Source organism: Bacillus sp. ABP14, from assembly GCF_001831375.1.
Taxonomy (GTDB): Bacteria; Bacillota; Bacilli; order Bacillales; family Bacillaceae_G; genus Bacillus_A; species Bacillus_A paranthracis.
The window spans coordinates 1-11199 of sequence record NZ_CP017017.1 but is presented as its reverse complement, the minus strand read 5'-3'; the positions used below and the strand labels follow the sequence as shown (position 1 = coordinate 11199).

Genomic DNA, 11199 nt, shown 5'->3' with positions numbered 1-11199 from the left:
TCTCGTTATTGGAAGCTGATTTTTAACATTAGAACAAACCTTTCCCCATTTGGAGAGAGGTACGATCCGTTCTCAGTATTTTTTCTTTTTAAGTCGGTAAAGTCCTGTCAGACTAGCTCCTGTTGCAATGACAATCATAATAATAAAGATGCTTAGAGAAGCAACTGTATTTGGAATCAACTTAGTAAAGTTTGTCCAAAGTAATGCAATGGTTGCTAACCAGACTAATCCTATTAGGCTAGTCCAACCTGTTTTTTTGTCATATTGTACTCACCTCCTATTTTTTAATTTTATCATTTAGAATAAGCGATTTGCTTTTTATTTTTGAGTGTATACCGTATACACGCTCGGTTAACATAACGTCTCATTATCGGTAGCAATTATTTTAGAAGAATCCTTGTAAATACAAGGATTCTTCTTTTTTTGTCTTGTTATCTTGTATACAGGATTTTATAGATGGTTGATATAGTGGGGATTGGTAGGATCCTTGCTATTCTTTTTTTGAATAAAATCTCATATTAAATAAAAAAGATTTTGATGTTATTATCGAGAAGTAATACATATCGGTGTTAAAATCGGAATGTATTTCGGAAATTAAATCGTTTTTAAAATCGGTTTTCATATCGGTTGCTAGTACATTCCGATTTTGATTGGAATATTGATTTAATCGTGTTTTTTAAGTAAAAAACGTATTTCGTTTTTGGGGGAGGAATAAAAATTGGAACTAAAATCGGAAATGCATACACCGAAAATTGTTGCTGATCTTTTAGGGATCACACCTGATTTGTTAAAGGTATGGTCAAACGAATTTAACATACAAACGGAGCGAAGTCAGGGAGGGCATCGCAGATACTCGAAGGATAATATAGAAGAATTAAAAGCCATAAAAGAAAAAATACAGGACCAAAAATGGTCTTATGATCAAGTTCGGTCATGGCGAAACGGAGAACTTGATTCGTTTGTTTCAAAAGAAGAAAAATCAGAATTAGAAAAGAAATTGAATGAAGTATTAGAGAATCAACAGTTACAAAATCAATTTAATCAAGCACTCGTTCAAAAATTGCAAGAAATTACGAATGAATTGGTTACGACAAAAGAGCATTTAGCGAATACGGAGAAAAAATTAACTGAAGTAGAAGGTAAAAATAGTGAATTAGAAGTTTTTATAGAGAAGAAGCTAGAGAAGCGAGATCAGCTATTGCTTGAAAACATTAGAGATATGCAGGCTCAAAATCAGAAACAAAAACGGAAAGGTTTTTTCGGTTTGTTTAAAAAGTAAATTTGGCCGGTATTTTATGTAAGGTTCTAATATAGGGAAAAGAAGAATAGAAATATAGCATAAATACAATAAGGGAATGTAGTATAGATTAATTTATGTGCATTCCTTTATTGTATTTATATGTTTTTTTATTAAATAAAAGTAATTATTTAATTTTTGAACCTATCCATTGACCTAATTTTTTACCCCATTCTCGTGGATAATGTCCTACATCAGTTCCAATTACTTTTCCTCCGCCATTAGTGTTTAATAATTCTTTTTTAGATAAAGTTTCAAATTTGTTATTTTTCATTTTTAAACTTCCTTTCTGTTTATATTTATTAATTATTCTAAATACATTATACAATACAATAGGTTTATATTACAATTTTATAATCTTTAAATTTTGAGTATATTCTTTTTTTATTAAAAGTTAATACTTTAGATATCAAGTTTTGTTAAGTTTTTTTTAACTTGTCACTTTTGGTGTCAGTAAAAAAATTATGCTTTTTTTAATCTTTTTATTTAGATTAGAGGGGAGATGTCCTAGGACAGGGCAATAGTCAATGTTTTTGGCAAGATTCGTGGTTCTATTGTTAGAAAAAGGCGAATAAGAATATAGCATACATACAATAAGGGAATGCAGTATAGATCAGTCTACAAGCATTCCCTTGCTATAAGCATGTTATTTAAATTTTAGTATTTTATATGATTTAAAGATTTTATTTTATCGTTCATGGGAAGTAGTATTGTATTAAAAATACAAATTTTGTATTGTAAGAGAAATTATATTATCTATTTCATGTATCCAAAACACAATCCCAAATGCTGATACTGTAACATGTGCTTTTTCATTTTTTTTATAATAAATCAGATAAGCATAATTATAAAGAATTCCTGTTACTGTAATACATATTACATAAGTTATCCCAAATGGATGATATAAACCAAACATTAATGCTGCAATTAAAACTATTAATAAATCATGTTCACGAATCCAGGGAATACAACGAAGAATCCAGAATAAAAAAACTTGGAAAATTAAAGTTTCTACTATAGGGGCTATAATTAAAACGGATAAAATTTGCTGATAAATAGGTTCATTCTGAGCGGGATTACTTTGTATTTCTGGTAAAAATAACATAAATGGTCTGGTAATTAAATAGCTTAAAATTACCATAACTAATATAAATGATATTGGATGCAAATTCACAAAAAATTGATGTATTTTTTTTATCATTTATTATCTTTCCTTTTCAATTAAAATTATAAAAATATTTAACATGAATCCTCTTTGTATTTTAAACTATCCATGATTATAAATATATAATTAATAATACAAAGAGGATTCATTAAAATTAATGAATCCTCTTTGTATTATTTGAATATTACCATTTTGCGTATGGAGCGCCATGTTTATATCGACTATCTGTTCGACCATAAGTACCATATGTTTTTTCTCGGCAGTAATCATTATCCCAACATTGTTTTCCAGCTTTGATAATAGGACCGAAAATTCCTCTTGCTCCACCATTTGTTTGAAGTTCTTTTTCATTAAGTTCAGCAAATTTTGTGTTATTTAAATTCATGCTGTAAACCCCCTTTAATATTTTAATATTTAGAAATATTCATTTCATAAATTTATTCTAATATAAAATATGTAATTCCAAATATGCAATTTTGCATATTTGGAATTTTTTTATAATTTTTACTTTAAATTTATTTTATTTTATATAATGAATTATAGATGAATATAAAATAGTGAAAGAAGGATTGAATTTGTTTAAAAAGTTTAAATGTATTCAACAGCATGATTTAAAAGATTGTGGACCTGCATGTCTTGCAATGATATCAAGACATTATGGAATTTCTATTTCAATTGCTAAAATTCGTCAAATTGCAGGGACAGATTTAGAGGGTACAAATGTACAAGGGATATTGGAAGCTGGAGAAAGACTTGGTTTTGATGTGAAAGGAGTAAAATCAACAGATCCTACACTTTTAAATGAAATTCCTTTGCCTGCAATTGCTCATTTAGTAGTAGATGGTGAATTACTGCATTATGTAGTAATTCATAAAGTAAAGAATAATAGAGTATATGTTGCAGATCCTGATAGTGGATCTGTTAAATATAAATTGGAAGACTTTTTAAAGGTTTGGACAGGGATTTTAATTTTGATGAGTCCAAAACAAAATTTTGAGAAGGTGGAAGTATCTAAAGGGGTATTCTCTCGTTTTTTGTCTTTATTGAAGTTGCAGACTAATTTGTTATTTCCAATTTTTATTGCTTCTATATTTTTTAATCTGTTTGGTTTTGCTGGAGCATTTTATTTTAAGTTGTTAATTGATGATATAGTTGTAAATCAATTAATGGAAACGCTTCATATTGTATCTATAGGAATTATTGTTTTGTATATTTTTAAAATTTTGCTTTCTTATTTTAGAACGCATTTAATTTTATATTTGAGTAGACGTATAGATATTCAGTTAATGCTTGGATACTATCGTCATGTAGTTGGTTTGCCGCTGCATTTTTTTGAAACAAGAAAAGTTGGAGAGATTATTTCGCGGTTTATGGATGCTGGAAAAATAAGAGATGCACTATCAACGATAACTGTTACATTAATGATTGATACAATAATGGTAATGCTAGGGGCAGTATTGTTATATGTGCATAGCTCAATTTTATTTGGAGTTACATTGCTATTAGTTCCTTTTTATATAGGTATTATTTGGGGATTTCATAAACCTTATCAAAACATTAATCGTAAAGAAATGGAGAGTAATGCTAAATTAACATCTTATTTGGTGGAATCTTTAAACGGTATTGCAACAGTAAAATCATATAATGCTGAAAAAGAAGTCTTTTTTCAAACAGAAAGTCGTTTTGTTAATCTTTTGAGATATGTATTTAAAAGTGGAATTTTAGCTAATTTACAAAGTTCTATTAAGATGGGACTTGAATTAATTGGTGGGACAATTATTTTATGGGTTGGTGCGATGGAAGTGTTAAAAGGGAATATGACAATTGGGGAATTAATTTCTTATAATGCGCTTTTGGTTTATTTTTTGAATCCAATTGAAAATTTAATAGGAATTCAGCCTACAATGCAATCTGCATTAATTGCGGGAGAACGATTAAATGAAATCTTTGATTTAGATTTAGAACAAAATGAAAAAGAATATAATAAAGTTTCCCCTAAAAAGTTATCTGGAAAAATTGAATTTGTGGATGCTACATTTCGTTATGGGACACGTAAGAATGTATTAAATAATATAAGTTTTTCTATTGATCCAGGTAGTCAAATTGCGTTTGTTGGGGAAAGTGGTTCTGGAAAAACTACTATTTCTAAATTATTAATGAATTATTATGATCTTAATCAAGGTGATATATATTATGATGATTATCAAATTAAAGAGATAAATAGAGTAGCATTGAGGAATCGTATTGCATATGTTTCACAAGAATCGTTTTTCTTTAGTGGATCTATTTATGAAAACTTGATATTTGGATTGAATCGTGTAGTTTCACTAGAAGAAGTTATTCAAGTATGTAAGCAAGTTTGTGCACATGATTTTATTAGTGAATTACCATTACGTTATGAAACGATTTTAGAAGAAAATGCTTCAAATTTATCTGGAGGACAAAGACAAAGATTAGCCATTGTAAGGGCATTGTTAAAGAAACCAGATATTTTAATTTTAGATGAAGCTACTAGTAATTTAGATTCCACAACAGAAAAATTAATTACAGATATGCTAAAAGAATTAGGTTTACTAGGAATAACGGTAATTATGATTGCACATAGATTAAGTACGATTCAGCATGCAAATAAAATTTTTGTAATGAAAAATGGAAATATTATAGAACAAGGTTCTCATGAAGAATTATTATTTATGAAGGCTGAATATTATCGTCTTTGGAAGAATCAAACGATTCATGTAGAACATATAGAAGAAAAATCTTATGTAATGAGTGGTGGTCAATATGAATAAGATTTATTCTTTTGATCAATTAACGGATAGTGTAGAACTGCTAGAAAGAAAGCCACCTCGTTTTATTATGGGATTGCTATGTTTTTTATTTATGAGTTTATTACTTTTTATGATTTGGGCATATATAGGAAAAGTAGATATTGTAAGCAAAGGGACTGCAATGATACAAGGTAAATATGATGTGAGCGTATCGAGAACGCAAATTGGAGGAATTGTAGATACTGTTTCTGTTAAATCAGGTGATGAGGTAAAAAAAGGAGACGTTTTAATTCAATTAAAAAATCAGGAATTAATAGATAAACAGAGTCAATTGGATCAAATTATTAAACATTTAGAAAAGAAAAAAGGAATGTTAGAACAATTAAAACAGAGTATTCAAGCTCATAAATTGCTCTTTTTGGGTGATACAGATAAAAAGATTATAGAGGAATATAAATCATATGAACAAACTTATCAATCTTTACAAAATGAAAAAGATAATGAAATAAAAGTTATAGATAATAATAAAATTATTGGTGAGCAAGATGAAGTATTACAAGGTTTAATTATAGATAAAGAAAATATACAAAAAGAAATAAATTCCATTAAAAAACAAAAAGAGACTATATTAGATGATTATAAAAAATCTCTGGATGATAAAATAGAATCTTTAGATTCTCAACGGAATGGTATTGAAAAAAGGATTCAATTAAGAAAAGAAACCTTACAAAATGAAGGGAAAAAAGTTGATATTGTTAAAAAAGGAAAGCAAGAAGAAAAGAAAAATGTTTTAAATCAATATAAAGAAAGTACAATTGTTTTAATTAATCAGCGAATTGAACCTTTAGAGCAAGAAATTTTCATGAAAAAGCAAGAATTGGATGTGTTACATAATCAAAATGATATGACAAGTATAAGGGCGCAAAGAGATGGAGTTGTACAATTTTCCTCTGCTATGCAAAAAGGTGATCTAGTTGATTCTGGTCAAGAGATAGTTTCAATTATCCCTAAAAATACTGAGAAAAAGATTAGAATTTTATTACCGGCTCAAGATATAAAAGGCATTAAAAAAGGGGATAAAGTACAATATTCGTTTAAACTAAAGAAATCTGATAAACAAACAGGAATAGTAACTTATTTATCAGCACATCCTATTTTTGATAAGGATTCTAAAGGGTATGTGTATGAATTAGAAGCAACAATTGATATACAGGATTCACATGAGTTGTATACAGGGATGGTAGGTAGGGCTTCTGTAATAATCGGAGAAGAACGAATTTGGAAATTTATATTAAAGAAATTCGATTTTATTTCTAATTAATATTGAAAGAGGCTAATCTTTTAAATAATAAGGATTGGCCTCTTTTATTTTTCACTAAAATTGGTAGTTCAAATATAAAATGTATCAAGTATGTTATCTTTTTCTTCTTTATTGATACAAATATATTTTAAAGTGATTTGTGGTGTACTGTGATTTAGGATTTCTTGTAACATAGCAACATCTTTTGTTTGTTTATAGAACCAATAACCGAAGGTTTTGCGCATGGTATGAGTTCCGATGGATTCTATATCGGCAAAATCTCCGGCTTTTTGCAATTGTCGATATGCTTGGATCTTACTAATCGGTTGATCGCCTTTTCTTGAAGGGAATAACCATGTACTTTCTAGTGATTGGGCATACGAATAGATTTCATCAAAAATAGAAGTAAGATTAATCATGCGTTCTTTCTTCGTTTTTCCTTCTTTGATTTTAAATTCTTTTCTCTTTTTGCGTTTTAGTTTTACTATGGTTTGTGTTTCAAGTTGGAGTAGATCACTTACGCGTAGACCGGTATGAATTCCAACAAGAAAGAGAATATAGTCTCTTTGGGAACAATGACGTTTAAGAGCCCATTTCATATCTTCGATCTGTTCTTTGCTACGGATAGGTTGGACATCGATAAGATGTGGCTTTTTCTTCATGGATTTATGACCTCTTTATTTATAGTGTTTTGAATGTATACTTTTGTTGTATAAATTGAGAATATCAGGGGAATCAGTGAGAAGTCAATGTTCTAGATGATTTGAATGTAAACTAATATTCAAAAGTTTACATTTGAATAGAGAAAAAAGAATCCTATAAACATAGGACTCTTTTTTATTTTTTGGATAATATTGTATCAATTGAATATAGATGATAATTTAGTAAAGGTTTGTTTTATTTTGTTGAGGATTAATATTTTAACAATCATTGATAAATAAAGGGTTTAAACAATGTATAAAGTTTTTTGACATATTAAAATCAGCTTTTATAAAGATATTTGCTACTATAAATAATTACCTTGAACTATTTTTGATGTAGAAGGAGCGAACGAAATGAATCTTAGTAAACAAATAAAAAAATATCGAGATAGGGAAGGATTTTCTCAAGAAGATTTAGCTGAAAAAATTTATGTTTCTCGTCAAACCATTTCAAATTGGGAAAATGAAAGAAGTTATCCTGATATTCATAATTTATTGCTTCTAAGTGTTCTTTTCGATGTTTCTCTAGATGATTTAGTTAAAGGGGACGTGGAAATGATGAAAAATAATCTTCAGCAAGTTAAATTTAATAAGTTAGGACAGGTAATGGCTATATTTTTGATTTTAGCTGTAGGATCCATGGGATTAGTAATTAAATATTTTGGTAACGTAGGTTTAATTATTCCATTTGTTTTTTGGGTAATTGCTATGACAGCTGCTATAAAAATTGACATAATCAAGAAACGTGAAAATATAAAAACATATGCTGAAATTGTTGCTTTCATGGAAAATAAAGATGTGAATGCGGAAAGAGAGAAGCGAGATAAGAAAAAATACATCATTCAAAAAACGTTGATTGTTGTAGGGGTTTCGTTGGTTTCGGGAATTATTGCCCTTTTGAGTTTTTCGATATTTTTATAAAGTGAAAAGTTAAAAAGAGTTCTATATACAGAACTCTTTTCCTTTTAGTTATAACAAAAAAAGCCAATCATGATATAATTGAATTGTCGAGAAACAACTATAATGAGAGGCTTTTTTTATTCTTATAAAATTCTAATTACATAATAGCACAAAAAGAGTCTCTGTACTAGTTGTAAATACTAGGAACGAGGAGAAAAGTTATGACAAATACTATCAATTTAAAACAAGCTGAAAAAAATGCAAGATTGAGAGAAATCGAGGATTCAAAGATCTTGTCAGAAGAAGAGATGTATTTAGCAAATGAACTTCAAGCAAAAGCTAGTTCAAGAGGAATGAAGTTAGTTCCTGAGCGTAAAGTGAAAAATAAGGCAAAGTTTGTTCAGATTATTCAACAGAACATCCAGTATTTATTTGAAATTGATTATTTAACAAATGCTGAAAAGGTATTTTTATTAGATATTTCAATGTGTGTAGGATTTTTAAGTAATTGTTTAGTTAGTGATATTAACTCTAAAGAACAAATACCATTAACTCAGCGAGAATTAGCCAAAAAAATAGGAAGACATGAAACAAAAGTTAGTCCTTTAGTTAGAAAATTAATTGATAAAGGCATTATTGCTCGTTCTGAGAGTGGTGTTGATGATAATAATGTTAGGGCATATGCTTTGTTTATAAACCCTCATGTTATGTTTTCAGGGAATAGGGATGAAGTGAATCCAACACTTAAAGCCATGTTTAGAAAGGTTCCTAAACAGCTTAAAAATTTACCTATCAAATTATTCTAAGTCTACTTTAATTAGTAGACTTTTTTTATTAATTTCGTACTTACCAAAAACGGTAAGTTTACTTACCAAAAACGGTAAGTACGAAAAATCTTGAAACCCTTGATATTACTAGGTTTTTTCCACTTTGGTGTGCTTGTCCCTTCTCACTCTATATAGAAATAGCTAAAAGTTCCGCAAGGAACGGGTTGTATTTTCTTCTGCGTTGCTACAGAAAATCTCCACCCTTTTCGCGTTGCTACATCCTTGCAAAACTTTTTTCGGCTCGAGTTTTGGCGGAACCAAGCCGACACATCCAAAAGCAACTATTTAGGTTCATCGGCTTGAATTTGCTATTATACGAGCCGAACCGCTAGTGTATTCGAATTATAATTTCACTTACCACATAGATAGATACGTAATACGTGGGGTTTCGCCCCCACACGACGAACCAGCCTCTACTCCAAAAGTCAACGAAAACCATTGCTGGAAATACCTAATTTATGTTAAATTAAATATAGATTTACTTTTCTCTTTTTATTTCATTTAAACATTCAAGAGCCGTTTCGCGGTTCAGATTCAGACACTTATTTTGTGTCTATGACTCTGAGTCCGGAACGGCTCTTTTTATATATAATTATTTATTTTTAATGGAATCATGAAAATGAACAAATGTGTTTTGGAATGAAACAATATAAAAAAGGAGTGAGGACCGGAAGGTACGAAAGAAGCATGGCTATAGCCATGCCGTTGCGAGGACAATTGGATTTGCTAAGGAAAACGTGGATATAACAGTTGCTCTCCACGCTAAATATGGAGCGATAGGCGTAGGCTTAAATTGAAGTTTTACAGATACATATGGAGTAGCGGATTGACACCTTATGGTGTGCGGCGCATTTGCCGCGCACCATAAGGTGGATTATGCCCGTTTGAGCGGGAGCGAAAACGGGCCGACCGAAGGGCGGCGGAAATATGGGAAGACGAAGAGGATCTTTTAAGGTATCGCTTGTAAGACAAATTGAAAATGCTGTAAAGGAAATTATTTGTGTTGGACAATCGAAATATGAAGCAAAAAAGGAAGGACGACATACGGAAGGATTATATTCTTTTAAACATATTCAAAATACGATGTCTATTTCGATTGATTTTGCTCGTTTTTGTAGAGAGCAATTTGAAATTACGCGAATTATTCATTTTAAAGAAGAACACTATCATGCTTATTTACAGCATAAAGAACAGGAAGGAGTGTCCAACGGACACTTGATGAATATTGAAACAGGATTAAGGAAATTACAAATAGCAATGCATAGACAAGCTGAGAAGCTCGAGAAAGAGCCTATAAGCTTTTGTTCTGAAAAAAGAGTGTATAACTATCAAAAAGACAGGAAGACCCCTGAAAATCGCTCTATGAGCTTGAGGGATGCTAATAGATTGATAGAAAGTATATCTTCTGTTCATGTTCGAAATGCATTCCAATTACAATTACATTTAGGTCTTCGTGCACGAGAGGTTATTAACTTAACTCCGGAACATTTTGATTTAAAAAATAATGTTTTGAAGATTGAACAAGGAAAAGGAATAACAAAGGGTGGGCGGAGACGTGAAGTTCAGATTCCGGAACATATAAAAGATAAGATCCGTCAGATGATTGAAGATAAACAATTACATGAAAAAATTATTCCGGTTAAAGATAATACTTTGAGAGCCGCGTTACTTAAAGCTGGTAAAGTAACAGGAATTCAAACAAATGGAACCCATATGTTTCGCCATACATTTGCTAGAGAACGTTTTAAAGAATTATTAGGGGAATCTTATGAGCGAGGACAGGAAGTCCTTGCTTATATGCTAAAAAATCATGAACAAGGAAAACGCGCGGATTATGGAATTGGCCAAGAGTTTAAATTGATTTATCAGCAAACACAAAAGGTAATGAATATAGTTCATGAGGAGTTAGGGCATGGAAAAGGAAGGCTAGATTTAGCACAAATATATTTAAAATAGATTTATAGCTGAGTCCTATGCGTTTATGCCGCGAAAGTCACTTGACCATGAGGGGCACCCTCATACAAACTCACCAGAGGTGGCCCCAGAAGGGCGGTTTTTGCCCGCTGGGGTTATCTTTGGGAGTTTGAGGGTGTAGAGGCTCGTGGTCAAGTGAACCGTGGAATAAAAAGTGTAGGATGGGACCCCAGGAAAGGGCAAAAACCAAAAGTGTTACCTCAATCAAAAATGAGAGTAGCAAAATAAAATAAGCCATCCATTTGGACAGCTCATTTACATAAT

At 30.4% G+C, this 11199-nt stretch carries 10 protein-coding genes; 6 read left to right on the top strand and 4 right to left on the bottom strand.

Annotation, left to right across the window (positions count from 1 at the left end):
• The first annotated feature begins 718 nt into the window (after positions 1-718).
• Positions 719-1279: a MerR family transcriptional regulator gene (locus BGI23_RS26830; protein WP_070807349.1), complete on the top strand. Its 561-nt coding sequence runs from the start codon at positions 719-721 to the stop codon at positions 1277-1279.
• 145 nt (positions 1280-1424) lie between these two features.
• On the opposite strand, the gene BGI23_RS28510 is transcribed toward BGI23_RS26830, so the two are convergent.
• The 3 genes from BGI23_RS28510 to BGI23_RS26820 all read right to left on the bottom strand — a co-directional run bounded on the left by BGI23_RS28510 (position 1425) and on the right by BGI23_RS26820 (position 2847).
• A complete protein-coding gene (locus tag BGI23_RS28510) occupies positions 1425-1571 on the bottom strand; it encodes a hypothetical protein (RefSeq protein ID WP_172801705.1) in 147 nt (48 codons plus the stop codon).
• Between the two features lie 441 nt (positions 1572-2012).
• Complete coding sequence (locus BGI23_RS26825; protein WP_070807348.1) at positions 2013-2498, bottom strand: CPBP family intramembrane glutamic endopeptidase; 486 nt, start codon at positions 2496-2498, stop codon at positions 2013-2015.
• Positions 2499-2646: 148 nt separating this feature from the next.
• Positions 2647-2847: a hypothetical protein gene (locus BGI23_RS26820; RefSeq protein WP_070807347.1), complete on the bottom strand. Its 201-nt coding sequence runs from the start codon at positions 2845-2847 to the stop codon at positions 2647-2649.
• Between the two features lie 190 nt (positions 2848-3037).
• Between BGI23_RS26820 and BGI23_RS26815 the strand changes: the two genes are divergently transcribed.
• Both BGI23_RS26815 and BGI23_RS26810 read left to right on the top strand, forming a co-directional pair.
• Positions 3038-5254, top strand: coding sequence for a peptidase domain-containing ABC transporter (locus tag BGI23_RS26815; protein ID WP_070807346.1), 2217 nt, complete (start codon positions 3038-3040; stop codon positions 5252-5254).
• The gene (locus BGI23_RS26810; protein ID WP_070807345.1) at positions 5247-6554 is read left to right on the top strand and encodes a putative HlyD family type I secretion protein; all 1308 of its coding nucleotides are present in this window, start codon (positions 5247-5249) and stop codon (positions 6552-6554) included. Before BGI23_RS26815 ends, BGI23_RS26810 begins: the two co-directional genes overlap by 8 nt.
• A 68-nt stretch (positions 6555-6622) precedes the next feature.
• Here BGI23_RS26810 and BGI23_RS26805 read toward each other — a convergent pair whose 3' ends face one another.
• Positions 6623-7195, bottom strand: a complete 573-nt coding sequence (locus BGI23_RS26805) for a tyrosine-type recombinase/integrase (RefSeq protein WP_070807344.1) — start codon at positions 7193-7195, stop codon at positions 6623-6625.
• 393 nt (positions 7196-7588) lie between these two features.
• On the opposite strand from BGI23_RS26805, the gene BGI23_RS26800 reads away from it, so the two are divergent.
• The 3 genes from BGI23_RS26800 to BGI23_RS26790 all read left to right on the top strand — a co-directional run bounded on the left by BGI23_RS26800 (position 7589) and on the right by BGI23_RS26790 (position 10917).
• Positions 7589-8155 (top strand): helix-turn-helix transcriptional regulator, encoded by a 567-nt coding sequence (locus BGI23_RS26800; protein WP_070807343.1) that lies wholly within the window; start codon positions 7589-7591, stop codon positions 8153-8155.
• Between the two features lie 200 nt (positions 8156-8355).
• Complete coding sequence (locus BGI23_RS26795) at positions 8356-8940, top strand: MarR family transcriptional regulator (protein WP_000185579.1); 585 nt, start codon at positions 8356-8358, stop codon at positions 8938-8940.
• A 948-nt stretch (positions 8941-9888) separates the two neighbouring features.
• Entirely contained in the window at positions 9889-10917 is a 1029-nt protein-coding gene (locus tag BGI23_RS26790) for a tyrosine-type recombinase/integrase (RefSeq protein WP_070807342.1), read from the top strand.
• Positions 10918-11199: the final 282 nt, after the last annotated feature.

Coding starts and splice junctions, on each gene's coding strand:
- BGI23_RS26795 (WP_000185579.1), top strand. CDS start 8,356: ATGACAAATACTATCAATTTAAAACAAGCTGAAAAAAATGCAAGATTG.
- BGI23_RS26790 (WP_070807342.1), top strand. CDS start 9,889: ATGGGAAGACGAAGAGGATCTTTTAAGGTATCGCTTGTAAGACAAATT.
- BGI23_RS26805 (WP_070807344.1), bottom strand. CDS start 7,195: ATGAAGAAAAAGCCACATCTTATCGATGTCCAACCTATCCGTAGCAAA.
- BGI23_RS26810 (WP_070807345.1), top strand. CDS start 5,247: ATGAATAAGATTTATTCTTTTGATCAATTAACGGATAGTGTAGAACTG.
- BGI23_RS26820 (WP_070807347.1), bottom strand. CDS start 2,847: ATGAATTTAAATAACACAAAATTTGCTGAACTTAATGAAAAAGAACTT.
- BGI23_RS26825 (WP_070807348.1), bottom strand. CDS start 2,498: ATGATAAAAAAAATACATCAATTTTTTGTGAATTTGCATCCAATATCA.
- BGI23_RS26800 (WP_070807343.1), top strand. CDS start 7,589: ATGAATCTTAGTAAACAAATAAAAAAATATCGAGATAGGGAAGGATTT.
- BGI23_RS28510 (WP_172801705.1), bottom strand. CDS start 1,571: ATGAAAAATAACAAATTTGAAACTTTATCTAAAAAAGAATTATTAAAC.